Here is a 26,617-nt window from a genome sequence, read left to right on the forward strand (position 1 = left end):
TCCCGGCACAAGTGTAGGAAGCGTCTTATTTGCAGGTGACGTCATGGGCATAGCATCCCGCGAGTCGGTCGCCATGATTGCGGCACCGTGGCAGCTGTTCCATTATCCTCATCCTGGAATAACCACGATGTGTCCGCAGGAGTGCGCATGAACGTTCAGACCACGATTCAGCAAAGTGTGCCGGAGCGCCTGGCGCGCGTGCGCGAGGTCATGGCCCGAGAAAGGGTCGATGCCCTGCTGGTGCCTTCGGCCGACCCGCATCTTTCCGAGTACCTGCCGGGCTACTGGCAGGGGCGTCGGTGGCTGTCTGGCTTTGATGGTTCTGTAGGCACCCTGGTGGTTACCGCGGACTTTGCCGGTGTCTGGGTCGACAGCCGTTACTGGGAGCAAGCCGAGAAGGAGCTGGCCGGTAGCGGCATCGTCTTGATGAAGCTGCTACCAGGCAAGCCGGGAGCGCTGGAATGGCTGGGTGACAATGTTCCGCTGAAAGGCGCCGTGGCCGTGGATGGCGCGGTCATGGCACTGGCTTCGGCGCGTCAGCTCGAAGAGCGGCTCAAGGCCCGCGAGGCGCGTCTGGTAACCGATCGGGACGTGCTCGCCGAGGTATGGGAGGGCCGCCCGGCACTGCCAGGCAACCCGATCTATCAGCACCTGCCGCCCTACGCCACGGTCAGCCGGGCCGAGAAGCTTGGCCAGCTGCGGGCCACGCTGCAGGACAAGGGGGCCGATTGGCACTTTATCGCGACCCTCGACGACATCGCCTGGCTGTTTAACCTGCGTGGCAGTGATGTGTCTTACAACCCGGTTTTCGTTGCCTTTGCACTGATCGGCAAGGACCAGGCGATCCTGTTCGTCGGTGCCGGGAAACTCGATGAGCACTTGCGCCATGTGCTTGCGGTCGATGGCATCGAAGTGCGCGATTACACCGCGGTTCAGCAGGTGTTGGCGGAGCTGGCCCCGGATACTCGCCTGCTGGTAGACCCGGCTCGCGTGACCTGCGGCTTGCTGAAGCACCTGGATGCTCAGGTGCAACTGGTCGAAGGGCTGAACCCGACCACGCTGAGCAAATCACGCAAGGGTGAAGAGGAACTGGTGCACATACGCCAGGTCATGGAGCAGGATGGCGCGGCCTTGTGCGAATTCTTCGCCTGGTTTGAGGCGCATCAGGGTCTGGAGACCATCACCGAATTGACTGTGGATGAGCAGTTGAGCGCTGCGCGTGCCCGCCGACCGGGCTTCGTCTCGCTGAGTTTTTCGACCATTGCCGCGTTCAACGGCAATGGCGCGATGCCGCATTACCGCGCCACGGAAGAGTCCCATGCAGTCATAGAGGGTGATGGCCTGCTGTTGATCGACTCCGGAGGCCAGTATCTGGGCGGAACCACCGACATCACGCGGATGGTCCCGGTGGGTAATCCGACCCTGGAGCAGAGGCAGGACTGCACCCGCGTTCTCAAGGGCATGATCGCCTTGTCGCGTGCCAGCTTCCCGCGCGGCATCCTGTCACCTTTGCTCGATGCCATTGCACGGGCGCCAATCTGGGCAGACCAGGTCGACTACGGTCATGGCACCGGGCATGGCGTTGGCTACTTCATGAACGTGCACGAAGGTCCCCAGGTGATTGCCTACCAGGCGGGAGCCACGCCACAGACGGCAATGCAGGTGGGCATGATCAGCTCGATCGAGCCAGGTACCTACCGGCCTGGCGCCTGGGGGGTGCGTATAGAGAACCTGGTGGCGAACCGTGAAGCGGGCAAGAGTGCCTTTGGTGAGTTCCTGCGCTTCGAAACCTTGACACTGTGCCCTATCGATACGCGTTGCCTGCTTCCCGAAATGCTGGCCAAGGAAGAGCGGGAATGGCTGAACCAATACCATGCAACGGTACTTGAGCGTCTGGCGCCCTTGTTGCAAGGGGCTTCGCTGGATTGGCTGAAGGCGCGCACAGCGCCGCTTTGACCTGGTTGCGGGCACGTCGGTAGATAAAAGAAGGGCAGCTCGCGGGCTGCCCTTTCTTATTTGCAGATGACGATCATGCTGCGGCTGGTGTAGCCAGCAGGGTTGATGCCGAACAGGTAATCACCGGGCTCTTCGTCGGTGTCTCCGGAGCGGGCGATCACCTTGTATCCGCGAGAGCTGCAGGACGTGGCCGCTTTGCTGTAGCACTTGTCCCACGACGAAGAGAGGCCGGAGCAATTGATATGCAGGCCTTTTTTCCCTCTTTTGACCTCAGTCTTGGCCGTTGCGGCACATCCGGCAATGGCCAAGACGGCCAGGATGAGCAAAATACGTTTCATTCCTGTCCTTAATTGCAGGGCTGATCAGTTGTCTGGCCCGGTCGTTATCGCTTCGGTTCTTCCTGAATCTTCCTCGGCTTCCGTGTCCGCACAAGTAGATAGCGTAAAGATTATGATTTTGTGACAGCTTAATCAGCGAGGCGAGTGGGGACAATGATTAATCTCGTCTCAAATGAAAATATTTCTCAAGTCAGTCTGCGGCGAGTGCAGGGTTTGCCTCGCGGCGCATGGACAGTGTAGCGCCGACCGAGGCTGCGATGATGGCAAGAATGGCCAGCCACTGGGTGGTGTTCAGTACTTCGCCGAGGAACAGCAGGCCTGAGAGTGCGCCAATCGCCGGTTCGATGCTCATCAGCGTACCGAAGGTACGGGCTGGCATGCGGGTCAGGGCGACCATTTCCAGGCTATAGGGCAGGGCGGTCGAAAGCACGGCGACACCCAGTGCCAGCGGGATGACGGCAGGGGTGAGCAATGCACTGCCGGCATGCACGATGCCGATGGGCGCGACAAACAAGGCCGCGACCACCACGCCGAGGGCCGCGCTCTGGATGCCGTGCTCGGCGCCGGCGCGCTGGCCGAACAGAATGTACAGAGCCCAGCAAACGCCTGCGCCAAGCGCATAGGCCGCACCCATCATATCGAGCGGCTGGCCGCCGTGCCCGACCGGTAGCAACAACAACAGGCCGGCAACCGCCAGGGCAATCCACACGAAGTCCAGCGCACGGCGCGAGGCGAACAATGCCACGGCCAGCGGGCCGGTGAACTCCAGGGCGACGGCGATGCCTAGCGGCGTGGTTTGCAGCGACATATAGAAGAGGAAGTTCATGCCGCCCAGGGACATGCCGTAGACGACGACGTTACGCAGGGTATTGGCGGTCATGCGCACGCGCCATGGTCGCAGGATCAGCAGCATGATGATGCTGGCGAAGATCAGGCGCAGGGTGGTGGTGCCTTGAGCGCCAATGATGGGGAACATGCTTTTTGCCAATGAAGCGCCGGACTGGATCGAGGCCATGGCGATGAGCAGCAGGCCGATCGGGAAGAGAGTGGCGGCCAGGCTGCGGGGCTGGGTGTTCATTTATGCGCGGCTATCCTTGGGAGGTGTGCGGGTTGTGCAATATAGTGCGCAATTGGTGGTGCGAGGTGCAAGGCTCCTTTAATAGGCTTTTCATCGAATGTTTCAATTTCATGAAGTTAAGGGTTGACGCGCTTTCGAATCCCCTTATAATGCGCCCCACTTCCAGCGACATCGGAACGACAAACTCCTTGGAATTCAATGAGTTAAGTAGTTGAGGTGATGTTCGCCGATGGTAGTGTGGGGTTTCCCCATGTGAGAGTAGGTCATCGTCAAGATTCATTTCGCAAAACCCCTATCTGCGCATGCAGGTAGGGGTTTTGTCTTTTCGGACGAAGGAAACCTTCAGCCTCGGGCAACTTCGGCGAGGTGCGCCGTTGCTTCTTCGCTCTTGAGTACCAGCACATCGCCTTCCAGCGAATCGAGCACCACTTCCGAGGTATTGCCGATCAGTGCCCCGGAAATCCCGCTGCGCGCAACGGTGCCAATCACCGTGACAACGGCATCGAGCCGCTCCTCGAAATGGGGAATCAGCACATCTGCAGGCCCTTCCGCGACATGCAGGTGCTCTTCACTGATATCGAACTCTGCCTGGAATGCACTGCAGGCTTCCCGATAGCGCTTTTCGATGGTTTCACTCAGCTGATAAACCGGGTCTGATGCCGACAGCATGGGTGAGGGGTGCGCGCTGACGACATGCAGTTGACCCTTGGCCAACCCGGCAATGGCATAGCCATGGTCAATGATACTGGCATGCAGGCGACGATGGTCTTCATCCTGATTGCCGACATCCACCGCTGCCAGGATCACGCCACCGGTCCAGGCGCGTTCGCTCTTGACCATAAGCACCGCACAGGGGCACTGACGCAACAGCTTCCAGTCGGTCGGGGTCAGCAATGCCTTCTTCAGCGGGTTATCCGGCCGATGTTCCTTGATGACCAGGTCACACCCTTCGGCCTGTTGCACGGCGATGATCGACTCATGCAAGGTCTCATGCCAGGTCTGTTCATGGGTGACATTGTCATAGCCATCATCATGCAACTGGCTGCCGAGCAGGCTGAGCAGTGCACTGTGGTCATGCTTCCTGTCACACATCAGCAGATGCAGGCGAGCACCGGTCACGCCGGCAATCAGCTTGGCACGAGTCAGCGCTCGACTATGGGCATGTTCGGGGTCTAGGACGACGAGGATGCTACGGACAGCTTGCATGGGCGTGAACTCCGTCAAAGGTGGCGACCAATGCCTGACTATAGTCGGCGCCTCCCGCGTCGCCGCTTGATGTACATCAAGCATAGTCACTGGTGCTGCCCGTCGCCCTCGGTATAATCGCCGGTCTTGCCTGTCCAGTGTGGTTGTTCGTTTATGTCGCTGATCCCCGAAATCGATGCCTTCCTCGGCTGCCCGACCCCAGATGCCTGGATCGAAGCGGCGCTCGCCGACCAGGAAACCCTGCTGATCGATCACAAGAACTGCGAGTTCAAGGCGGCCAGCACCGCCCTGAGCCTGATCGCCAAGTACAACACCCACCTGGACCTGATCAACATGATGTCGCGCCTGGCCCGTGAAGAGTTGGTGCATCACGAGCAGGTGCTGCGGTTGATGAAGCGTCGCGGCGTGCCGCTGCGGCCGGTTTCTGCGGGGCGTTATGCGTCTGGCCTGCGCCGCCTGGTGCGCGCCCACGAGCCGGTGAAGCTGGTGGATACCCTGGTGGTCGGGGCATTCATCGAGGCCCGTAGTTGCGAGCGTTTTGCGGCCTTGGTGCCACACCTCGATGAGGAGCTCGGCACCTTCTATCACGGCCTGCTCAAAAGCGAAGCCCGCCATTATCAGGGCTACCTGAAGCTGGCCCACCAGTATGGGGAAGAGGCGGACATCGCCCGCCGCGTCGAACTGGTACGCCTAGCAGAAGCGGAGCTGATCCAGTCTCCCGATCAGGAGCTACGCTTCCACAGCGGTATCCCGATGGCGCAAGCTGCCTGACGCCTAGTAGCGGCGCCCCAGCAGCAGGCCGATCACCAGGCCGAAGCCTGCGGACACGGCCACGGTCTGCCATGGATGGCCACCGATATAGTCTTGGGTGGCCTCCACCACAGGTTGCGCCTTGGCCCGCACCTGGCCGGCGGCCTCGCGTGCCTGGCGCAGTTTCAGGCTGACCTGCGCACGCAGGGTCTCGGCTTCTTCGCCAACCAGCGCGGCGCTTTCGTTGAGCAGTTTTTCCGATTCTTCGATCAATGCCTGCAGTTCACTGAACACCTGGTCCTTGATCTGATCACTGTCGGCCAGTGCGGCGGTTTTTCGGGCCATGAACACGTCCTCGTCGATCGGGTGGTTTGAATAATGGATGCCAGCGCGCCGGGAAAGTTGCGACGGCTTTGCTGATGATGCGACGCCAAGGTGTAAGATAGCGGCCATTTTCAACAGGCAGGTACCTTCATGAGTTTCAATCTAGCCAACATGAGCTTCGAGGAACGGGCGCAGATCGAGGCAGAAAAGGCCCGGCTGTTCGAAATGTGGCAGAGCAACCTGGGCAAGGCCAAGGGTGAAGCTGCCCGACTGATCGCCGAAAAACCACGCCGCAAAGGCAAGTGGGCGGAATGGGTGCGTGCCGAACTGGACAGCCTGTCGCCGCCGGAATACGCCAGCATGGTGCGCAGCGAGGTCAACAAGATGATGGCTGCCGCCAGCGCCAATCGCTGATTCATCCTCCTACCAATACAGGCTGCCCTCCTTGGGCAGGTCCAGCTTGCCTTCGTCGGTGAAGCGCACGGTGCCCAACGGCCCGCCGGCGAGCTTGCCACGCAGCTTGTAAGGCATCCCTTGCAGCGAATCGAGCTTGCCCAGGCCATAGGCCTGGCGCAGGAAGGCGAACGCCGTGATGCTCACCGGTACCACGATCACGGCCTCGTCGTAGCGGCCGATGTGCCCTTGCTGGTCGCTTACGCCGGCCGCCAGCGGCTGACCGTTGACCTCCAGGTTCAACGCAATGCCGTTGTAGTCGATGGCCGACTCGTTGGGGTTCTGCACCCTCATCTTCACCGCCATGCGCATTTCCAGCTCCTGCCCCGGCAGAGGCTCGATGCCGATCACGCTGATGTTCAGCGGGTCGCGGTCCTGGAATAGCGCGCAGGCGTTGAGCACAGTGGCCAGCATCAGGACCAGCAGCAGACGAAGGGAGTGGCGTAAACGGGCAGCCATGGGTAAGGACCTTGCCGACAAAGTAGTGCCTGCAGTGTGGCAAATGCACGGCGGCGTTGAAAGTGTTGGGCTTTATGAAAGATACTGTTTCTCATTAACGCCCGACAATTCCTCCTACTGGCAGTGCTTCTACCCCATGCTGACGTCTCCCGTGTCCGGTCTGCTGGCAAGTTTCCAGGAGCACTACGACGACCTGCTGCAGTTTCTAACCCGGCGCATGAGCGACCGGCAGCGTGCCGCCGACGTGGCGCAGGAGACGTACCTGAAGCTGGTGAAGATCGACGAGCAGGCGGTGCCAGTGCTGCATGCGCGCAGCTTCATCTTCCGTGTGGCCGGCAACCTGGCCATTGACGCGCTGCGCCGTGAGCAGCGCATCGCAGCCAGCCATGAGGACAGCGATGGCGCGGGGGAGGTGGCCTGCCCGGCGCCGGCACCAGAGGCGACACTGCTGGCCCATGAGCGCCTGCAGATCCTCGACGAAGCACTGCTGCAATTGTCCAGTAATGCTCGCCAGGCGTTGCTGCTCAATCGGGTCGAGGGCCTGACCCAGGCGCAGATCGCACAACAGCTGGGCGTTTCCGAGAGCATGGTGGCAAAATACATCGGCCAGGCCCTGCGCCATTGCCGTGACTGGCTCAAGCACAAACATGACTGATACCTCGACCATGCACGCTCCGCAGCCGATCAGTGACTTGTCCGACGATGCCCTCGACTGGCAGGTACTGCTGCACTCGGGCCATTCCAGTGCTACCGATCAGGCACGCTACCAGCGCTGGTGTCAGCTGAGCCCGGCACATGCCGAGGCGGCGCATGAGGCCGAAGCACTGTGGCAGGATCTGGGCCACACGCCGACTGCCCAGGTGTTCGAAGCAGCGCCCGCGCGCCGTAGCAAGCGCCACTGGGCAACAGGCATCGCCGCCTCCCTGATGCTTCTGGTGGCAGGTTACGGCGGCTGGCAACAGGTGCCGGTGTGGCTGGCGGACTATCACACGGGTATCGGCGAGCAACAGCGCATAACCCTCGCGGACGGTTCGCGGGTATTGCTCAACAGCGGCAGCGCGCTCAACGTGGCGTTTAGCGCCGACGAGCGCAGGGTGACGCTCGAGGCCGGCGAGGCCCTGTTCGAAACCACCGATGACCCACGTCCCTTCGTGGTAGAAACCGCCGGTGAGGCCGTGCAGGGCAGTGCGGCAACCTTCAGTGTGCGCGGTGACGGCCATGTGGTGCTGGCCAAAGGCGAAGCCCGGCTCGGTGATCACAGCCTGGCCATTGCAGCCGACGCCAGCGCGCAGACAGCCTGGCAGCGGGGCAAGCTGATCTTCAATGGCAAACCGTTGGGGCAGGTGCTGGCCGAGCTCGAACGCTACCAGCACGGCCGCATTCTGCTCTCCGACCACACGCTCTCGGCACTCGAAGTCAGTGGCGTATTCGACTTGAACGAACCACAGGCCCTGCTGCGCACGCTGGAGCAGCGTTACGGCCTCAAAGTCACCTACCTGCCGTGGCTGGCCGTGGTGCATTGAGCCTGTAAAAAATAATCGAAACTTTTTTCATTTGGCGCTGCAAGTTCGTGCAAGCCAGAACGTCGTAGTGGGACTGATCAGCAACCCATTCTCATTTACGACTTGTCTGGAAGCTCATTCGTGCCTCTTTTGCCCATGCCCTCACACCGTCGCGGCGGTCGCCTTCACCATGCCTTGATGTCCTGCAGTGCCCTGGCCATGTTCGCCGGCCCCCTGCAGGCTTGGGCCGCCACAGACGTGCCAGCTCAGGTTCAGGCGCGCCAGGTTCAACTGGACCTGCCGACACAACCTCTGGATCAGGCCCTGACCGCATTCGCCGACCAGGCCGGCCTGCACCTGCTGTACACCACGGGGGATGTGGCAGGCCTGAACAGCCCGGCGCTGCAGGGCAGCTACAGCATCGAACAGGCGCTGCAGCTAATGCTGGCTGGCAGCGACATGGCCTGGCAGTTCAACGACTCACGCACGGTCACCCTGCGCAAGGCTGCGCCTGCGCCGCAGGCGGTCAACCTGAAACCCATCGAAGTCAGTGTTGCCTCGCGCACCAGCACCGCCATCAGCGAAATCCCCGGCACGGTATGGGTAGTGGACCAACAGCAGCTGCGCGAACAGATCGACAGCGGCGTCAGCCTCAAGGAGGCCATCGGCAAACTGGTGCCAGGCCTCGACTTGGCCCCCGAAGGGCGTACCAACTACGGCCAGAACATGCGTGGGCGCAATGTGCTGGTGATGATCGATGGTGTCAGCCAGAACAGCTCGCGCGGCCTGTCGCGCCAGTTCGACAGCATTTCACCGTTCAACGTCGAACGTGTCGAGGTCCTGTCCGGCGCCAGCGCCATCTACGGCGGCGGTGCCACCGGCGGGATCATCAACATCGTCACCAAGAAGGGCGAGCCAGGCCCGGCACGCTTCGAAACCCAGCTGGGTGCCAGCAGTGGCTTCAACAACAGCGACGACCTGGCTACGCGCTTCGCCCAGTCGGTCAGTGGCGGCAACGAGCGAGTCAGCGGGCGCCTGGGGATCTCCGGAGAGCAGAACGAAGCGTTCTACGATGGCGCGGGCGATCAGATCTTCATCGACAACACCCAGACCGACCTGCAGTACAACCGTACCATAGACGTGCTGGGCACCCTCGGCCTGAAACTCAATGATGAGCAAAGCCTCGACCTGCTGGCCCAGTACTACGATTCCGGCAACCACGGCAGTACCGGTATCTATTTCCCCAACCTCAACTACAACGCCCCCTCTGACCTGGAGGACGCCGAACTGCGCAGCGGCTATTCCTCGGACCTGGAGCCACGCACCCGGCGCCTGCTGCTCAATGCCAACTACCACCACACCGACGTGCTGGGCCAGGACTTCTACCTGCAGGCCTCGTACCGCAAGGAAAACGACAACTTCTATCCGTTCCCGTACTACAACCGCGCCACGCCGACCGGTGCGCGCGGCGTGTACTTCGCCGCCTCGCAACAGAACTTCGAGGTCACCAGCCTCAAGGGCCTGTTCGCCAAGCAGTGGGATACCCTCAAGCTGACCTATGGCGTCGACCTGGACCGCGAGCGCTTCAATGCCGACCAGACCACCTTCGATGCTCAGACTTCATCCGAAAGCGGCGGCCTTGACCTGAACAAGCAGAGCAAGGCGGAGCGCTATCCCAGCTATCGGGTCGATGGCGTTTCGGTCTACGCCCAGCTCGACTGGCATGCCACCGACAACCTGACCTTGTCCGGCGGCGCCCGGCGCCAGCAGATGGATGTGGATGTCAGCGACTTCAAGGGCGTGCCCGGTGGCAGTAACGACTATGAGGTCAACCTGTACAACGTCGGCGCCATCTACGACTTCAAGAACGGCCACCAGGTGTGGACCAACTATGGCGAAGGCTTCGACCTGCCGGACCCGGCCAAATACTACGGCAAGCCTGGCTTGAGCGTCGCGGACAACCCGCTGGCCGGCATCAAGAGCCGCCAGGTCGAACTAGGGTGGCGCTATGCCGACCTTGATTGGGACGCGCAGGCAGCGCTTTACTACATCTGGTCGGACAAGATCATCAACGTCGACTCACAAACGCTGACCATCAACGTTGAAGACCAGAAGAGCCGCGACTTCGGTTTCGAAGGCGCGCTGACCCGGCACTTCCAGACGGGCTGGGAGGCGGGCGGTACCGTTCACCTGACCCGTTCCGAGGAAGAAGACACCGAAGGCGGCTGGATCAAACGCGATGCCCGCTATGCCTCGCTGTCCAAGGCCACCGGGTTCGTTGGCTGGAAGGGCGATGGCCGCAGCGCGCGGCTGCAGGCCAACCATGCTTTCAGCCTGAAGGACGATGCCGATCATGAGATCGACGGCTACACCACCTTCGACCTTCTGGGCAGTCAGGACACCGGTTTCGGTACCTTCAGCGCGGGTATCCAGAACCTGCTGGACAAGCAGTACAGCACCGTGTGGGGGCAGCGGGCGACGCTGTTCTACTCGCCGACCTACGGGCCGGCCTATCTGTATGACTACCAGGGGCGCGGCCGTACCTACACCCTGACCTGGAGCATGGCTTACTGATTGTCGCTGCCTGACACGGCCTCTTCGTGGGACAAGCCCGCCCCTACAGAAACATGAGATATCTGTAGGAGCGGGCTTGTCCCGCGAAGAGGCCGTGTCAGGAGAACGCTGTCAGCAAATCCTCTACAAATGCCGCCTGCGCCTCCCCAGGCACCTGTACCCGATGCCGGGCCAAGGTGAAGGGCACCACGAAATCCAGCCCCGGATCCAGCGCCCGCAACTCCCCCTGTGCCTCCCAACTCGCCGCACAGTGATACGGCAGATAGCCAATATGCCGCCCTGACAGAATGAACGTCAGCACGCTCTCGATCTGCTCCGCCACCGCCATGCTACGTCGGCTTTGGAACGGCTCGCCGCCCTTGAGGAAGCGATAGGGATGCCGGACCTGATCCGCCTCCAGCAACTGCTCATGGGTCACCTCGGCCGCATCGAACAGCGCATGCCCCTTGCCGCAGTACAACCGCTGGCGCTCCTCGAACAAAGGCTGGTAGTCAAACGCCGCCTGGTTGCCGGAAAGTAGCTGATGGCGAAGTCCAGCCGTTGCTCCAGCAGCAGCCGCTCCAGCTCCGCCGGTGGTGCGCTGATCAGCTCCAGCTGCACCGCTTCCTCGCGGCCACGAAAGCGTGAAATGGCCGACGCCAGGCGCAGGCTCACGGCAGCATCCTGGTTCTCAGCCATGCCCACCCGCACCGTCCCCAGCAGTCTCCCGGCCACGCCGTTGGCCTGTTGGCGGAACAACTCGATGTTCAGCAACAGGCCTCGGGCCGCCTCCAGCAGCAACTCACCCTTGTCGGTCAGGCGAAAGCCGCCGTTGCCGCGGCTGCACAGGCGGTAGCCGAGGCGCGTTTCCAGCTGCGCCATGCGCTGGCTGATGGTGGGTTGGCTCAGGCCCAGTACACCTTGGGCGGCACTGAAGCCGCCGGCCTCTACTACAGTGACGAACAGCCGCAGCAGGTGCAGGTCGGGGTCGTGCAGTTGTCCGAGCATCACATTGCTCCCGATGAATGTCAGCTTTGCAAACTTGCCATTCTTGCAATGTTACCCGGCTGGCATGCTGGCGGCATCCACCCATTTGCCGAGGTGCCCGTCATGCGTCGATCGCTGTGCCTGTTGTCCCTGATCCTGGCCCTGCCGCTGCAGGCCGAAGAAAAGGTCGTCAATCTCTACAGCTGGGCCGACTATGTCGCCCCGGAAACCCTCCAGCGCTTCGAAAAGGAAACCGGCTACAAGGTGCGCTACGACACCTTCGACACCACCGAAGTCCTCGAAACCAAGCTGCTCACCGGCCGCAGCGGCTACGACGTGGTCGTGCCGTCCGCCACCGTACTGGCCCGGGCACTGAAGGCGAATGCTCTGCAACCGATCGATGCGCAAGGCATGCCCGGCTACTCCAACCTCGACAAGGACCTGCTGGCCAAGCTGGCCGAGGCTGACCCAGGCAACCGTTACGCGGTGCCCTATACCTGGGGCACCCTGGGCCTTGGTGTGAATGTCGAGGCGGTGCGCCAGCGCCTGGGCGATGTGCCGCTGGACAGCCTAGACCTGCTGTTCAAACCCGAGTACGCCAGCCGCCTCAAGGAGTGCGGCATCGCCATGCCAGACTCGCCGCAGGAAGTGATCGGCGTTGCCCTCAACTACCTCGGCAAGGACCCTTACAGCCAGGACAAGGCCGACCTCGCGGCAGCGCAGAACCTGCTGAACCAGCTGCAACCGTCGATCAGCTACGTCGCCAATGGCCGACAGATCAGCGACCTGGCCAACGGCAGCGTGTGCCTGGCGCTGACCTACAACGGTGATGCGGCCATGGCCGCCGATCAGGCGCGCCGCGCCGGCAAGCCGTTCGAGCTGATCTACCGCATCCCCCGTGAAGGCACCCTGGTGTGGCAGGACAACCTGGTCATTCCCAAGGACGCCCCGCACCCGGAAGCTGCCCGTACGTTCATCGCGTTCATGTTGAAACCGGAGTCGGTGGCAGCGCTCACCAATACGCTGTTCTTCGCCAATGCCAACCAGGCGGCCACACCGTTGGTGGATGACGCCGTGCGCAACGACCCGGACATCTACCCCCCTGCCGAGGTGCGTGAGCGCCTGTATGCCGACCGCAGCATGGCGCTGTCCGACCTGCGCCAGCGCAACCGGCTGTGGACGGCCTTCCGCAGCCGCCAGTAACCGATAACCATAAAGGAGCCCAACCGTGGAACAAGCCCAGAACAACGACCAGGCCATGACTCGCGACAGCCTGTACGGTACCGCAGCGGAAAGTACCTACGCCGGTATCACCAGTTTCTCCCGTCGCCGCTATAGCCGCGATTTGCGCGGGGTGGATGTGGTGGTCAGCGGCGTGCCGTTCGACACCGCCACCAGCAACCGCCCCGGCGCGCGTTTCGGGCCGCGTGCGATCCGTGCCGCCTCGGTACAGCAGGCCTGGGCACGCCACTGGCCGTGGGCATTCGATCCGTTCGACCACCTGGCAGTGATCGACTATGGCGACTGCGCCTTCGACAGCGGCACTCCGCAGTCGGTACCCGACAGCATCGAGGCCCACGCCGAGCACATTCTTGAAGCCGGCTGCGCCATGCTCACACTGGGCGGGGACCATTTCATCAGCTACCCGCTGCTCAAGGCCCATGCCCGGCGCCATGGCCCGCTGGCGCTGATCCATTTCGATGCGCACAGCGACACCTGGCCAGACGAAGAGGGCCGTATCGACCATGGCACCATGTTCTGGCATGCCGCCCGCGAGGGCCTGGTCGATCCGTCCTGCTCGGTGCAGGTCGGCCTGCGCACCACCAATGACGACAGCCAGGGCTTCGCCATTCTCGATGCCCGGCAGGTGCACCGCCAGGGCACCGAAGCGATCATCGCCGCGATCCGCCAGCGGGTCGGCGACCGGCCGGTGTACCTGACGTTCGACATCGACTGCCTCGACCCAGCCTATGCACCCGGCACCGGTACCCCGGTATGTGGCGGCTTGAGCACGGTGCAGGCGCTGGAGATCCTCGGTGGCCTGCGCGGCATCAACCTGGTGGGCATGGACCTGGTGGAAGTGGCGCCGGCCTATGACCACGCCGATATCACCGCGCTAGCCGGCGCCACCCTGGCCATGGAGATGTTGTGCCTGTACGCGGCACGGCACAAGGTCGATGCCGCCCGGTGATCAGGCGGGCCTGATGCACTGCGCCATCAGGCCCATACTGAAACATCAGGAATCGCATTCACACTTTTGCCGCGAACCCTTCGCGCCTTAGGCTATCCAAGTGCCCAAGGCGCGCTTTTTCGTACAGGAGGTGAAGCATGAAACTCACATTGCCAACCTTGATCATCGGCTTGACGCTGGGCTTGCCGCTGCAGGCAGCGCCTGCACAGCCCTTGCAGCTCGCCGCCAGTGACAACAACCCCTACAACAGCCCGATCCAGCGTGCCAACCCCAACAGTCGCCAGGGCAGCATGCCGGCCACTGCGCCTGTTCGCGGCCCGTCCACCCAGCCCATCTACCGCACGCCAAGCCTGGACAACCGCGGTATCGGCAATGGCGACAACCTGCGCCGCCAGCAGCAGGCGCCCAACCTGGAGCCGACGCGGCCTTCGCGTGATAGCCAGCGTGTGCCCTGACCCAATAGCCCATAGCGCGACCCCATAGAAAGGAATCCTGCATGACCCGAACCCACTGGCTGACAACTCTGACCGCCGCTGCACTGTTGCCGCTGCTGGCCCATGCCGCCCCCGAGCAGCAATTTCCCAGCGAGGAGGGGCAACTCACGGTCAGCACCGTGGCGGATGGCCTGCGCAACCCTTGGGCGCTGGCTTTCCTGCCGGGTGGCAAGGACATGCTGGTCACCGAGCGCCCCGGCAACCTGCGCGTGGTGAGCGCCGAGGGCAAGGTCGGCCCGCCCATCAGCGGCGTGCCCAAGGTCTGGGCCGAAGGCCAGGGCGGCCTGCTCGATGTGGTGTTGTCCCCTGGGTTCGCCGAGGATCGCACGGTGTACCTGTCGTACGCCGAGGAGGGCAGTGATGGCAAGGCCGGCACAGCGGTGGGCCGTGGCCAGCTGTCCGAGGACCGCGCCCGGCTGGAAAACTTCAATGTGATCTTCCGCCAGCAACCCAAGCTTTCCGAAGGCAATCACTTCGGCTCGCGGCTGGTGTTCGACCGCGACGGTTTCCTGTTCATCGCCCTGGGCGAGAACAACCAGCGCTCAACCGCCCAGGATCTGGACAAGCTGCAGGGCAAGGTCGTACGAATCTTGCCCGACGGTGTAATACCGAAGGACAACCCCTTCGTTGGCAAGCAGGATGTGCGCCCGGAAATCTGGTCGTTCGGCCACCGCAACCAACAGGGCGCGGCGCTCAACCCCTGGACTGGCAAGCTCTGGACCCATGAACACGGCCCGCGCGGCGGCGACGAGATCAACATCCCGGAGCCTGGCAAGAACTATGGCTGGCCAATCGCAACCCACGGTATCAACTATTCGCTGATGCCCATCCCCGAGGCCAAGGGCAAGCATGTCGACGGCATGGTCGACCCGCACCATGTCTGGGAGAAGTCGCCCGGCATCAGCGGCATGGCCTTCTATGACAGCCCGACCTTCAAGGCCTGGGATCACAACCTGTTCGTTGGCGCGCTGGCGACCCAGGAGCTGATCCGTCTGCAACTCGAAGGCGACAAGATCGTCCATGAAGAGCGCTTGCTGGGTGACTTGAAGGCGCGCATCCGTGATGTGCGGGTTGGGCCGGATGGCTACCTGTATGTGCTGACCGATGCCAAGGATGGGGAGTTACTGAAGGTGGGGTTGAGCGAGGGCTGAAAAAGCTTTTTGCCTGCACTTGCCCGCGAAAGGGCCAGTGCAGACAATGGAGCTCTAACAGGCCAAGCCAGCTACCATGCCCCTCGATCCGCAGTCCCTCTATCATCAGGCTCTCACTGAACAAGGCTTCGCCCAGGACCCGGCTCAGGCCCAGGCCGTGATGGCCCTGCAAACCTGTTTCGAAGCCCTGGAGCATGGCCATACCCCTCAGGGCCTGTACCTCTGGGGCCCGGTCGGTCGCGGCAAGACCTGGCTCATGGACCTGTTCCACCGCTGCCTGAACGTCCCGTCCCAGCGCCAGCACTTTCACCATTTCATGGCCTGGGTCCACCAGCGCCTGTTCCAGCTCAACGGCACTGCCGACCCTTTGAAGGCGCTGGCACGGGAACTGGCCGGGCAGATCCGCGTGCTGTGCTTCGACGAACTGTTCGTCAGCGACATTGGCGATGCGATCATCCTCGGTCGCCTGTTCCAGGTGCTGTTCGATCACGGCGTCGTGGTGGTCGCCACCTCCAACCAGCCACCGCAACAGCTGTACCGCGATGGCTTCAATCGCGAGCGTTTTCTGCCGGCCATCAGTGCCATCGAACGGCACATGCAGGTGCTTGCGGTGGCCGGCGAGCAGGATCATCGCCTGCACCCGGGCGTACAGCGCCAGCGTTACTGGGTGGCCGAAGCGGGGAGCAAGAGCGGGGCGCTTGAAGCCGTCTTCCAGCAGCTCAGCCCGGATGACCCCGGCAGCAACGCACCCCTGCTCATCGGTACGCGGCAGATCCAGGTGATCCGCAGCAGCACCCAGGCCGTCTGGTGCCACTTTACCGAGCTCTGCGAACGGCCGTTGGCCGCCATGGAGTTCATGGCCTTGTGCGATCAATTCCCGGCAATCCTGGTCGAGGGTATCCCGGCCCTGGGCGGTGAACAGCGGGCCGGGCGCATCGCCCGTGGCACCGAAGATGGCGCAGCGCGTGTCGCGGCAGGTGATCGCGAACTGCCTATGTTGTCACCCAAGGATGACGCCGTGCGCCGCTTCATCGCCCTGGTGGACGAATGCTACGACCGCCGGGTGGCCCTGTACCTGGAGGCGCAGGTTCCGCTCGATGCGCTCTACACTCAAGGGTATCTGGCGTTCCCGTACCAACGGACCCTGAGCCGGCTACGGGAGATGCAGCTGCAACGCTTCGCCTGAAGGAGCCAAACCATGGAGCCGCTGTCGCATCATCTGCTGACCCAGGCCTACAACAATGGCTGGGCCAACCACCGCTTGTACAAGGCCTGCCTGCAACTGACCCACGACGAGTTCGTCGCCCCCCGTTGCAGCTTCTTCCCCTCGATCAAGGCCACCCTCAATCACCTGCTGACGGTGGACTGGTTCTATCTGGACATGCTCGAGTGCGAACAGCGCGGTGAAGCGCCGAACCCGGATGGCGAGCGCTTCTTCGAGCCGGAGCAACCGTTCGCCACCTGCACCGACCTGCATGCCGAGCAGGCCCAGGCCGACCACCGGCTGATCGCCTATTGCAGCCTGTTGCAGGACGACCAACTGGGGCGCTACGTGAGTATCGTGCGGCCCGAACGGATCCAGCGCGAACAGCGACTGCGCTTGCTGGCGCACCTGTTCGAGCACCAGATCCATCACCGTGGGCAGGTCCATGCGATGCTCAGTGATACGGCGGTAAGGCCGCCGCAACTGGATGAGTTTTTCTGTGAGGAGGAAGCCGACCTGCGGGCGCTGGACTTTGCCGAACTCGGCTGGAGCGAATCGCAGGTCTGGAAGGGTTAGCGGCCGAGCCACTCCACCAGCGTGCGGTTGAAGCGCCGTGGTTCCTCGATCTGCGGCGCATGCCCCATGCCCTCGAAGGTCACCAGTTTGCCCTGTGGAATCAGCTTGGCCACCTGTGGCCCGAGTTCCTTGTACTTGCCCAGTTTGGCCTTCACTTCAGGCGGGGCGATGTCGCTGCCGATCGCCGTTGTGTCCTGATCGCCGATCAGCAGCAGGGTCGGCATCTTCAGGTCCTTGAACTCGTGATACACCGGCTGGGTGAAGATCATGTCGTAGATCAGCGCCGAGTTCCACGCCACCGCCTCATGCCCCGGCCCCTTGTTCAGGCCTACCAGCATCTGCACCCAACGCTCGTAATCAGGCTTCCAGCGCCCCGCGTAGTAGGTCTTGCGTTCATATTCGCGCACGCCTTCGGCATCGAGCTTGAGCTCACGGGCATACCACTGGTCCACCGTGCGGTAGGGCACTCCCAGGGCTTTCCAGTCTTCCAGGCCGATCGGGTTGACCATCGCCAGGCGCTCGACCTGCTGCGGGTACATCAGCGCGTAGCGGGTCGCGAGCATGCCGCCGGTAGAGTGGCCGAGCACGATGGCCTGCTTGACGCCCAGCTGTTCGAGCAGGGCGTGGGTATTCACCGCCAGTTGCTGGAAGCTGTACTGGTACTGGGCCGGCTTGCTCGAGGTGCAGAAGCCGATCTGGTCCGCGGCAATCACCCGGTAGCCCGCCTGGCTCAAAGCGTCGATGGTGGTCTCCCAGGTGGCGGCGCAGAAGTTCTTGCCGTGCATCAGCACCACGCTGCGGCCATTGGCCTGGCCCTGGGCCGGCACATCCATGTAGCCCATCTGCAGGTGCTGGCCCTGGGACTGGAAGTCGAAATGCTTGAGTGGGTGAGGGTAGGTGAAGCCTTCGAGCTGTTTGCCGTAGGTGGGCGACTCGGCAGCGATGGCGGGGGGGCCGACGAGGCAGGCCAGGGCCAGGGCGGTTGCGCGCAGCATGGGGGCACTCCGTGTAGGACCATGTAGGAATTGGCGACTGTAGCAGTCAGTGGACCACCTTAAACGCTAAAGGTGTTACCAAGCATGAAACCAGCCCAGGGTAATCATCGCTACGACGATATAGCGCCCGCCCTTGGCCAGGGTCACCAGCAGCAGAAAGCGCCAGAACGGTTCCCGCATGATGCCGGCAATCAGGGTCAGTGGATCGCCGATCACCGGCATCCAGCTCAGCAGGAGCGACCATTGCCCCCACCGCTGGTAGCGCTGTTGCGCGCGTTCCAGCTGGCTGGCGCTGAAGGGGAACCAGCGCTTGTCGCGCAGGTGCTCGATGGCCCGGCCGAGCAGCCAGTTGACCACCGACCCGAGCACATTGCCCAGGGTGGCCACCAGCAGCAAGGTCAGCCAGGCTTCGGGCTCGCGCAGCAGCAGGCCGACTAGCACCGCTTCCGATTGCAGCGGCAGCAGGGTGGCGGCACCGAAAGCGCTGAAAAACAGCGCCCAGAGGCTCAACATCAGTAGCTGGCGATCACGGTGTCCTGGCCATCCTGGGTCACGCCGACGACCTGATAGGCATCCTTGTGCTCACCCATTTCCATGCCGGGCGACCCCATGGGCATGCCCGGGACGGCCAGGCCCTTGAGGTCGCTGCGCTTGGCTAGCAATCGCACCTGTTCGGCAGGCACATGGCCTTCGACGAACTTGCCGTCGATCATCCCGGTGTGGCACGACGCCAGGCGCGGCGCCACGCCCAGGCGCTGCTTAACGGCGCTCATGTTCGGCTCGACGTGGTCGTTGACGCTGAAACCGTTGTCGCGCAGGTGGCTGATCCAGGCCTTGCAGCAGCCACAGTTGGGGTCGCGATAGACATCGATGGTTTCGCCAGCCTGAGCCAGGCCGGTAATGGCCAGCAGGCCGAAGGTGATCAGGTGTTTACGCAGCATGGTCGAACAACTCCTTAGAAACGCAGGCGTATGCCTGCCACCAGACGGGTCTGACCGAGGTCATCGCCGTCTTCACGGGCCTGGTCGGCGCGGTTGCCGTGCAGGCGCTCGAAGCTTACCCCGACATAGGGCGCGAAGCCCCGGCTGATTTCGTAGCGCAGGCGCAGGCCGACTTCGCTGTCGGCAAGCCCGGTGCCCTGTTCGTGGCCGGCATCGTTGCGGCCGTAGAAGTTGGCTTCCAGGTTCGGCTCGAGGATCCAGCGGTTGGTCAGCAGGATAGCGTAAGCGGCCTCCAGGCGCAGTGCGCTCTGTTGTCGCTCGCCGGCATAGGCGGTGGCTTCCAGTTCCAGTCCATACAGCGGTGTACCCTGGATGCCGAAGGCGGCCCAGACCTGCCCGCTGGCCGGCTTGAAGTCCTGACGCAGGCCGCCTACCAGCTCCCACCATGGGCTGAGCGCGTGGCCCCACAGCGCCTGCAACTCTGCCTTGTGGGTCTTGCCTTGTTGCCGTTCGCCCTCGGTGCGTAGCCACAGGCGATCAATGTCGCCACCGACCCACGCCGTGGCATTCCACTTGAGGGCGCTGCTGCTTTCGAAATCCTGGTATTCCAGTTGGTCGACGATCACCGCCCAGTTGAGTGCGCGATCATGTACCTGATGGCCTGGCAGGGGCGGGAAGGCGGCCTGGCGGTCGGCGTCGGTCAGCACGGGGAGCGGTGTGAGCGGTTGGCCCGGTATGCTGGCATGTTGTATCTGGCCATGGCTCATCTGACCGTGCTCCATCGGCATGGCGCCATGGTCCATGTGCTCCGCGCTGGCGGCCATGGCCCGTTCGCTTGCCAGCAGCGCGGCCAGGGCGACACCCGTGACCAGGCGCCGGTTGCTGTTCTCATTCATCGACCCGTACCTCGCGGAACATGCCGGTCTCCATGTGGTAGAGCAGGTGGCAGTGGTAGGCCCAGCGGCCCAGGGCGTCGACCGTGACCCGGTAACTGCGGCGGCTGCCGGGCGGCATGTCGACCGTGTGCTTGCGCACCTGAAAGCGCCCGTGTTCGTCCTCCAGGTCGCTCCACATGCCGTGCAGGTGGATGGGGTGGGTCATCATGGTGTCGTTGACCAGGGTGATGCGCACCCGCTCGCCGTAGGTCAGGCGCAACGGCGCGGCATCGCTGAACTTGACCCCGTCGAACGACCAGGCGAAGCGCTCCATATGCCCGGTCAGGTGCAGTTCGATATCCCGCGAAGGCTCGCGGCCATCCGGGTCGGGATAGGGGCTGCGCAGGTCGGCATAGGTCAGCACCCGGCGGCCATTGCCGCGCAGGCCGATGCCAGGGTCGTCCAGGTTGGCGCGGGGTACCATGGTCTGCATGTCGACCAGCGGGTTGCCGGTTTCGCTGTCGGGGTGGTCCTGCATGCTGCTCATGCTGCCGTGGTCCATGTCGCCCATGGCGCTGTGGTCCATCGCGGCCATGTTGCCGTGGCCCATGTCGGCCATGCTCAGCACGGGACGCGGGTCAGGCGCTGGCACCACGGCCTGCAGGCCCATGGCACGGGCCAGGGTGCCGCGGGCATAGCCGCTGCGATCCATGCTCTGGGCAAACAGGGTATAGGCGGGCTGGTCGCCAACGGTCACCAGCACGTCGTAAGTTTCGGCCACCGCGATACGCAGTTCATCCACGGTTACCGGCGTCACTGGCAGGCCGTCGGCGGCGATCACGGTCAGCGTGAGGCCCGGAATGCGGAAATCGAAGTAGGTCATGGCCGACGCGTTGATCAGGCGCAGGCGCACGGTTTCGCCGGGTTGGAACAGGCAGGTGAAATTGCCGTCAGGCGGCTGGCCGTTGAGCAGGTAGGTGTAGCTGGCGGCGCTGATGTCGGCGAGGTCGGTCGGGCTCATGCGCATGCGTGCCCAGGCCAGGCGCTCATCGACGGTACTGCCCCAACCCTTGTCGGCGACGTCGGTGACAAAATCGCCGAGCGTGCGCTTGTGGTAGTTGAAGGCGTCAGACTGCTTCTTCAGGGTCGCGAGCAACGCTTCGGGTGCCTGGTCGGACCAGTCGCTGAACAGCAGTACATGGTCGCGCTGGTAGCTATGCGGTTCGGGCTCGCGCGGCTCGATGACGATCGCGCCATATACCCCGGCCTGCTCCTGCAGACCGGAATGGCTGTGGTACCAGTAGGTGCCGCTCTGGCGCAGGGTAAATTGGTAGAGGTAATCGCCGCCCGGCGCGATGCCGGCGAAGCTCAGGCCCGGTACGCCGTCCATGTTGGCCGGCAGGAGGATGCCGTGCCAGTGGATCGAGGTGTCCTGGTCAAGGCGGTTGCGCACGCGCAGGGTCACCGTGTCACCTTCGCGCCAACGCAGTAGCGGGCCGGGCAGGCTGCCATTGATGGTCAGCGCGGTACGTGGCCGGCCAGTGATGTTGACCGGCATCTGGCCAATGAACAGCTCGAAGTGCTGGCCGGCCAGTTCGCGGCCATCGCTGGCCTGGGCCTGCGGTCGCCACAGGCCCAGACCGGCCAGTGTGGTGGCGGCGCCCAGGCCTTTGACGAAGGTGCGGCGGGTAGGGTTGCGCAACATGGCGTGGCCTCATGCGGGGGAGCCACGATCCTCACCTGTTGCACCTGTCAGCTGGCTGAGGCGCAGATTACAGCGGTGTCAGGCAGCCTGTTCAGCGTTGCCCAGGTCACGCATCAGCAGGCCGTACTCCAGCGCAACCTGCTCGGGAATCGGCAGGTACACCACGTGGCCGTCGCCGGGCGCCACCTCGATGGCGTGCTGTTGGCGGTCGAACAGACGGTGCAGGTCGAAGTGGTAGTTGCCACGCGGGGTCATCAATTCCAGGTGGTCACCCAAGGCGAAGCGGTTTTTCACCTTGACCTCGGCCAGACCGTCGACGCGCACCCCTGTCAGTTCGCCGACGAACTGCTGGCGCTCGGACAACGAGTTGCCGCGCAGGTAGTTCTGGTACTCATCGTGTACATGGCGGCGCAGGAAACCTTCGGTGTATCCCCGTTGCGCCAGCGATTCGAGGTTGTCCATCAGGGCCAGGTCGAACGGCCTCCCGGCCGCAGCGTCGTCGATGGCCTTGCGGTATGACTGGACCGCCCGGGCGCAGTAGAAATGCGACTTGGTACGGCCTTCGATCTTCAGCGAGTGCACGCCCATGGCGGCCAGGCGCTCGACGTGCTGGATGGCGCGCAGGTCCTTGGCGTTCATGATGTAGGTGCCATGCTCGTCCTCGAAGGCCGGCATCTCGCTGCCTGGGCGATTGCTTTCCTGCAGCAGGAACACCTGCTCGGTGGGGGCGCCAGGGCCCAGGGTCGGCTCGACCTCGCGAACGATGTCTCCGGTGGCGTCTTCCGTGGCCGGCGTGGCCTCGTATTTCCAGCGGCAGGCATTGGTACAGGTGCCCTGGTTGGCATCGCGTTTGTTGAGGTAGCCGGACAGCAGGCAGCGCCCGGAGTAGGCCATGCACAGTGCGCCGTGGACGAACACTTCCAGCTCCATGTCCGGCACGTGCTGGCGGATTTCCTCGATCTCCTCCAGCGACAGCTCGCGCGACAGAATCACCCGGCTCAGGCCCAGTTGCTGCCAGAACTGCACGCTGGCCCAGTTCACCGTATTGGCCTGCACCGACAAGTGTACCGGCATCTGCGGAAAATGCTGGCGCACCAGCATGATCAATCCAGGGTCGGACATGATCAGCGCATCGGGCGCCATCGCGATCACCGGTGCCAGGTCCTTGAGGAAGGTCTTCAGCTTGGCGTTGTGCGGCGCGATGTTGACCACCACATAGAAGCGCTTGCCCTGGGCATGTGCCTCGCTGATGCCCAGCGCCAGGTTGGCGTGGTCGAACTCATTGTTGCGTACCCGCAGGCTATAGCGCGGCTGGCCGGCATAGACCGCGTCGGCACCGTAGGCGAAGGCATAGCGCATGGTCTTGAGACTGCCGGCGGGGGCAAGCAGTTCGGGCTTGGCAAGTAGGGTCATAGGCGCACCGGGGCAAAGGCGCGGATGCTAAATGCTGACCGAGGCCGAGGTATTGATTTGAATCAACACCAGGGTGGCACTTTTGCGCAGGTGGTGTGCACTAATAACCATGACACCCGAGGAGTCGCCATGAACCACGATGCTCTGCAGAACAAAGCCCTGGCAGTACTCTTGGCACTGGTCACCCTTGCCTTCGTGTGGATCCTGCTGCCGTATTACGGCGCGATCTTCTGGGCGGTAATCCTCGGCATCCTGTTTGCGCCGTTGCAGCGTCACTTGCTGATGCGCTTTGGCCGCCGCCGCAACCTGGCGGCGTTCTGCACCGTGCTGGTATGCCTGCTGGTGGCGGTGCTGCCGGTGATCATCACCAGTGCCTTGCTGGTGCAGGAAGGCGCCGCGCTGTACCAGCGCATCGAGAGCGGGCAGCTGGACATCGCCAGCTACGTCGAGCACGGCAAGGACATGCTCCCGGCCTTTGCCCAGCACGGCCTGGACCGCATGGGCATGGGCAACCTGGATGGGCTGCGCGACAAGATCACCAAGTGGGCTACCCAGGGCAGCCAGGTGCTGGCCAGCCAGGCGTTCAACTTTGGCCAGGGTACCTTCGAGTTCCTGGTGAGCTTCGGCATCATGATGTACCTGCTGTTCTTCTTCCTGCGCGAGGGGGCCGACGTGGCGCGCCGGGTACGCCTTGCCGTGCCGCTGCCGGAACACCAGAAGCGCCGCCTGCAATTGAAGTTCAACCGGGTGGTGCGGGCCACGGTCAAGGGCAATGTGCTGGTGGCCATCACCCAGGGTGCGCTGGGAGGTTTCATCTTCTGGGTGCTGGATATCCCCAGTGCGCTGGTCTGGGCGGTGCTGATGGCGTTCCTGTCGCTGCTGCCGGCGGTGGGGGCGGGGATCGTCTGGGCGCCGGTGGCGGCGTATTTCCTGCTGACTGGGGCGATTCTGCCGGGGGTGATCCTGACGGCATTCGGCATACTGGTGATCGGCTTGGTGGACAACCTGTTGCGACCGATCCTGGTGGGCAAGGACACGCGGATGCCCGATTACCTGATCCTGGTGTCCACCCTGGGCGGGCTGGCGGTATTCGGGCTCAACGGCTTCGTGATCGGGCCGTTGATCGCGGCGTTGTTCGTTTCCAGCTGGGCAATTTTCGCCGCGACCAAACCTCAGGTGCAGTTACCGTCCTGAGGCGTTCGGTCAACGGAAGCTGTACGAAACCCCGGCATAGACGCCAAAGCCTTCGCCCGGTGTCGAGCGGGCAACGTCCTGCCCGGCATCGTTGTACCCCGGGGTCACGGTCGCCGCGTAGCGCTTGTTGGTCAGGTTGCGCAGGTCCAGCCAAGTCTGCCAGTCCTGCTTCGGCGAATCCCAGCCCAGGCGCGCGCCAAGCAGGGCATATTCGTTGGCGTGGTAGCTGTTGGCGTAGTCGACCTGGACCTTCGACGCCATCTGCGTGTTGACCCCGGCGTAGAACCCGCTCGGCCAGTCGTAGCGCAACTCCGCCTGGTAGTAGTGCATGGGGATACCGGGCAGGCGGTTGTCGCCGAATTTATCGTCGTCGCGGTAGTGGAAGTCGCTGAAGGTGTAGGCCTGGCGCAGGCTCAGCTTGCCAGTGCCGGGTTGCGCCCAGAGGATGCTGTCCAGCCCGGCCTCGACGCCTTGGTGCACGGTAGGGCTGGCATTGAACTCCTTGAATGGCAAGCCTTGCACGACTTCCACGTTGAGCAGTTCGTGACGTACCTGCGAGTAGTACCAGGCCAAGTCCCAGTGCCCCAGCGCCGAGTCGCCGCGGGCGCCCAGTTCCAGCGTGGTGGCGGTCTGATTCTGCATCTTCATGGGCTGGTTGTTTACCGGCGCACTCCAGACCAACGACCACGGGTGCGGTGGCTCCACCGAGCGGCTGAGATTGCCGTAGACCTGAAGGTCCGGGCGAATGTCGTAGCGCAGACCCAGACGTGGTGCATAGTCCCAATCATGCTGGCTGACCTTGCCACCACTGGCCGGGTAAGTGACATCGCTTTCCCGACGGGTGTAGATCATTGCCAGACCCGTGGTCAGCCACAGGTTCGGGATCAGTTCCAGGTCATTACCGGCATGCAATACCGTGTCCGAACCCTGGTAACTGAAGTCGCGCGTACGTGCGCCGACCATATCGTTGATCCGCGAGAACTGCGAGGCGCCACTGTTGGGCAGGTGTTTGGTGGTGCGCCAGCCCAGGGTGGTCTTGCTCTCATGGCCGAACAGGGTGTCACGCCGGAAGTAGTTCAGCGTGCCGCTGACATCGGTGTAGGCCACCTTGAGGCGCATCGGGCCTTCGCGCAGGTCCATCGGGTAGTCGTGATAGACCAGCCCGGCCTCCAGCCGCGAATCGTCATCGAGGAAGAAGGTGGTCTTGTTGCCCACCCAGGTGCTGCCGGGTTGCGGGCGGCTGTCATTGCGCGACAGGTAGCTTGGGTTGGCGGCGCGTGGATCGTGCTTGATCTGCTCCTTGGTCAAACGCCCGGCCAGCTCGTTTTCGGTTTCCCGATAACGCAGGTAGAAGCGCGTTTCCAGTTTCGGGTTGAAGCGGTAGCCGACATTGGCGGCAATGCCTTTCGAGCTGCCGCTGCTGTGCTCCTGATAGCCGTCGTACTCCGAGTCGGTAAGGGCCACGTAGTAGTCGAGGTTGCCCAGCACCTGCCCGGAGCTGATCTGCCGGTGCTGGTAGCCGCGGCTGCCGGCCTCATAGCGCACCTGCAGCGGCGCGGCATCGTAGCCGGTGTGGGTCACGTAGTTGATGGCCCCGCCCAGGGCCAGCGAGCCCTGATCGAAACCGTTGGCCCCGCGCAGCACTTCGGCACGGCTCAGCCACAGGGGTTCGAACAGTTCGTAAGGCGTACCACCCGGGCCGGTCAGAGGCAGGCCGTCGAACATCGTGTAGACCCCGGAACCATGGGCACCCGGCGCACGGTTGATGCCCGAGCCGCGAATCGACAGCTTGATGCCATCATTACCCGCCGACTGCGCGAACACGCCGGGCTGGTAGGCCAGCACATCCTGGTTGCTGGCGACCCGGCCTTGCCCGACACGTTGCATGTCCACCAGGTTGGTGGCACCCGGCACTGCTCGCAGGCGTTCGCGGGCGTCGTCCAGTTCGCTTTGCTCCTCGTCGTTGATCAGTACCTGGCCCAGTTCGACGGCGGGCGCTGCCGTGGCTTGCTGGCTGACGGTGAAGAGGGCCAGCAGACCAAGGTAAGACGAGAGGGGTAAAACGGGACGCATCGTACAACTCCAGGCGATAGGCGGACGGGCAACGGCGTTGTGACGCGCGAAAAGCCGATCGAAGCACGGCGATAAGAAATTTTCCTGTGTAGTTCGTGTTGGACGGATGTGTAAGACGGTTCTTTACAAGTTGCATCGCTGGAGCAGGCACGGCTGGCGTCCGTAAGGTGGCTCCATAGGCGGCAGCACTCCGCGCTGC

Annotated in this window: 24 protein-coding genes and 2 pseudogenes; 13 read left to right on the forward strand and 13 right to left on the reverse strand. The window is 63.2% G+C overall.

Annotated features, from left to right (window positions below; all coding sequences use genetic code 11):
• Positions 1–147: 147 nt before the first annotated feature.
• On the forward strand, positions 148–1,956 hold the full coding sequence (locus BGP85_RS07960; protein WP_103446676.1) for an aminopeptidase P family protein: 1,809 nt from the start codon (positions 148–150) through the stop codon (positions 1,954–1,956).
• A gap of 56 nt (positions 1,957–2,012) precedes the next feature.
• Here the strand turns inward: BGP85_RS07960 and BGP85_RS07965 are convergent, their stop codons facing one another.
• The 3 genes from BGP85_RS07965 to BGP85_RS07980 all read right to left on the reverse strand — a co-directional run bounded on the left by BGP85_RS07965 (position 2,013) and on the right by BGP85_RS07980 (position 4,578).
• On the reverse strand, positions 2,013–2,294 hold the full coding sequence (locus BGP85_RS07965) for a hypothetical protein (RefSeq protein WP_103446677.1): 282 nt from the start codon (positions 2,292–2,294) through the stop codon (positions 2,013–2,015).
• Positions 2,295–2,484: 190 nt separating this feature from the next.
• Positions 2,485–3,372, reverse strand: coding sequence for a threonine/homoserine exporter RhtA (rhtA, locus tag BGP85_RS07970; RefSeq protein WP_103446678.1), 888 nt, complete (start codon positions 3,370–3,372; stop codon positions 2,485–2,487).
• A gap of 342 nt (positions 3,373–3,714) precedes the next feature.
• Complete coding sequence (locus BGP85_RS07980) at positions 3,715–4,578, reverse strand: universal stress protein (RefSeq protein ID WP_103446680.1); 864 nt, start codon at positions 4,576–4,578, stop codon at positions 3,715–3,717.
• 153 nt (positions 4,579–4,731) lie between these two features.
• On the opposite strand from BGP85_RS07980, the gene BGP85_RS07985 reads away from it, so the two are divergent.
• Entirely contained in the window at positions 4,732–5,349 is a 618-nt protein-coding gene (locus BGP85_RS07985) for a tRNA-(ms[2]io[6]A)-hydroxylase (protein WP_103446681.1), read from the forward strand.
• Positions 5,350–5,352: 3 nt separating this feature from the next.
• Here the strand turns inward: BGP85_RS07985 and BGP85_RS07990 are convergent, their stop codons facing one another.
• Positions 5,353–5,673 (reverse strand): DUF883 family protein, encoded by a 321-nt coding sequence (locus BGP85_RS07990; protein WP_103446682.1) that lies wholly within the window; start codon positions 5,671–5,673, stop codon positions 5,353–5,355.
• Positions 5,674–5,802: 129 nt separating this feature from the next.
• Here BGP85_RS07990 and BGP85_RS07995 point away from each other — a divergent pair, with 129 nt between their 5' ends.
• Complete coding sequence (locus BGP85_RS07995; RefSeq protein WP_103446683.1) at positions 5,803–6,066, forward strand: hypothetical protein; 264 nt, start codon at positions 5,803–5,805, stop codon at positions 6,064–6,066.
• Positions 6,067–6,075: 9 nt separating this feature from the next.
• Here BGP85_RS07995 and BGP85_RS08000 read toward each other — a convergent pair whose 3' ends face one another.
• Entirely contained in the window at positions 6,076–6,564 is a 489-nt protein-coding gene (locus BGP85_RS08000; protein ID WP_103446684.1) for an LEA type 2 family protein, read from the reverse strand.
• Positions 6,565–6,700: 136 nt separating this feature from the next.
• Between BGP85_RS08000 and BGP85_RS08005 the strand changes: the two are divergent.
• From BGP85_RS08005 to BGP85_RS08015, 3 genes and pseudogenes are all read left to right on the forward strand, one after another.
• Positions 6,701–7,207: pseudogene (locus BGP85_RS08005) on the forward strand (RNA polymerase sigma factor); the annotation flags it as partial.
• A gap of 4 nt (positions 7,208–7,211) precedes the next feature.
• Entirely contained in the window at positions 7,212–8,087 is an 876-nt protein-coding gene (locus tag BGP85_RS08010) for a FecR family protein (RefSeq protein WP_258035846.1), read from the forward strand.
• Positions 8,088–8,216: 129 nt separating this feature from the next.
• On the forward strand, positions 8,217–10,640 hold the full coding sequence (locus BGP85_RS08015) for a TonB-dependent receptor (protein ID WP_103446686.1): 2,424 nt from the start codon (positions 8,217–8,219) through the stop codon (positions 10,638–10,640).
• A 97-nt stretch (positions 10,641–10,737) separates the two neighbouring features.
• Here BGP85_RS08015 and BGP85_RS08020 read toward each other — a convergent pair.
• Positions 10,738–11,627, reverse strand: a pseudogene (locus tag BGP85_RS08020) (LysR family transcriptional regulator).
• A gap of 102 nt (positions 11,628–11,729) precedes the next feature.
• Between BGP85_RS08020 and BGP85_RS08025 the strand changes: the two are divergent.
• The 6 genes from BGP85_RS08025 to BGP85_RS08050 all read left to right on the forward strand — a co-directional run bounded on the left by BGP85_RS08025 (position 11,730) and on the right by BGP85_RS08050 (position 17,222).
• The gene (locus BGP85_RS08025; protein WP_103448226.1) at positions 11,730–12,809 is read left to right on the forward strand and encodes an extracellular solute-binding protein; all 1,080 of its coding nucleotides are present in this window, start codon (positions 11,730–11,732) and stop codon (positions 12,807–12,809) included.
• 25 nt (positions 12,810–12,834) lie between these two features.
• Positions 12,835–13,797, forward strand: coding sequence for an agmatinase (speB, locus tag BGP85_RS08030; protein ID WP_103446687.1), 963 nt, complete (start codon positions 12,835–12,837; stop codon positions 13,795–13,797).
• A gap of 137 nt (positions 13,798–13,934) precedes the next feature.
• The gene (locus tag BGP85_RS08035) at positions 13,935–14,252 is read left to right on the forward strand and encodes a hypothetical protein (RefSeq protein ID WP_103446688.1); all 318 of its coding nucleotides are present in this window, start codon (positions 13,935–13,937) and stop codon (positions 14,250–14,252) included.
• A gap of 41 nt (positions 14,253–14,293) precedes the next feature.
• A complete protein-coding gene (locus tag BGP85_RS08040) occupies positions 14,294–15,442 on the forward strand; it encodes a PQQ-dependent sugar dehydrogenase (RefSeq protein ID WP_103446689.1) in 1,149 nt (382 codons plus the stop codon).
• A 76-nt stretch (positions 15,443–15,518) separates the two neighbouring features.
• A complete protein-coding gene (gene zapE / locus BGP85_RS08045) occupies positions 15,519–16,628 on the forward strand; it encodes a cell division protein ZapE (RefSeq protein ID WP_103446690.1) in 1,110 nt (369 codons plus the stop codon).
• A gap of 12 nt (positions 16,629–16,640) precedes the next feature.
• Entirely contained in the window at positions 16,641–17,222 is a 582-nt protein-coding gene (locus BGP85_RS08050; protein ID WP_103446691.1) for a DinB family protein, read from the forward strand.
• Here the strand turns inward: BGP85_RS08050 and BGP85_RS08055 are convergent.
• The 6 genes from BGP85_RS08055 to trhP all read right to left on the reverse strand — a co-directional run bounded on the left by BGP85_RS08055 (position 17,219) and on the right by trhP (position 23,151).
• A complete protein-coding gene (locus tag BGP85_RS08055) occupies positions 17,219–18,217 on the reverse strand; it encodes an alpha/beta fold hydrolase (protein WP_103446692.1) in 999 nt (332 codons plus the stop codon). The two genes, BGP85_RS08050 and BGP85_RS08055, sit on opposite strands and share 4 nt — an antisense overlap.
• Before the next feature lie 75 nt (positions 18,218–18,292).
• Positions 18,293–18,730, reverse strand: a complete 438-nt coding sequence (locus BGP85_RS08060; RefSeq protein WP_103446693.1) for a YqaA family protein — start codon at positions 18,728–18,730, stop codon at positions 18,293–18,295.
• On the reverse strand, positions 18,730–19,158 hold the full coding sequence (locus BGP85_RS08065) for a DUF411 domain-containing protein (protein WP_103446694.1): 429 nt from the start codon (positions 19,156–19,158) through the stop codon (positions 18,730–18,732). Before BGP85_RS08065 ends, BGP85_RS08060 begins: the two co-directional genes overlap by 1 nt.
• 14 nt (positions 19,159–19,172) lie before the next feature.
• Positions 19,173–20,054, reverse strand: coding sequence for a copper resistance protein B (locus BGP85_RS08070; RefSeq protein ID WP_103446695.1), 882 nt, complete (start codon positions 20,052–20,054; stop codon positions 19,173–19,175).
• Positions 20,047–21,738, reverse strand: a complete 1,692-nt coding sequence (locus BGP85_RS08075) for a copper resistance system multicopper oxidase (RefSeq protein WP_103446696.1) — start codon at positions 21,736–21,738, stop codon at positions 20,047–20,049. The genes BGP85_RS08070 and BGP85_RS08075 overlap by 8 nt, the downstream gene beginning before the upstream one ends.
• A gap of 78 nt (positions 21,739–21,816) precedes the next feature.
• On the reverse strand, positions 21,817–23,151 hold the full coding sequence (gene trhP / locus BGP85_RS08080; RefSeq protein WP_103446697.1) for a prephenate-dependent tRNA uridine(34) hydroxylase TrhP: 1,335 nt from the start codon (positions 23,149–23,151) through the stop codon (positions 21,817–21,819).
• A gap of 129 nt (positions 23,152–23,280) precedes the next feature.
• On the opposite strand from trhP, the gene BGP85_RS08085 reads away from it, so the two are divergent.
• On the forward strand, positions 23,281–24,345 hold the full coding sequence (locus BGP85_RS08085) for an AI-2E family transporter (RefSeq protein WP_103446698.1): 1,065 nt from the start codon (positions 23,281–23,283) through the stop codon (positions 24,343–24,345).
• A 9-nt stretch (positions 24,346–24,354) separates the two neighbouring features.
• Here the strand turns inward: BGP85_RS08085 and BGP85_RS08090 are convergent, their stop codons facing one another.
• Positions 24,355–26,418: a TonB-dependent receptor family protein gene (locus BGP85_RS08090; RefSeq protein ID WP_103446699.1), complete on the reverse strand. Its 2,064-nt coding sequence runs from the start codon at positions 26,416–26,418 to the stop codon at positions 24,355–24,357.
• Positions 26,419–26,617 lie beyond the last annotated feature (199 nt).

Origin of the sequence: Pseudomonas putida (genome assembly GCF_002906855.1) — a bacterium.
Lineage (GTDB): Bacteria > Pseudomonadota > Gammaproteobacteria > Pseudomonadales > Pseudomonadaceae > Aquipseudomonas > Aquipseudomonas putida_N.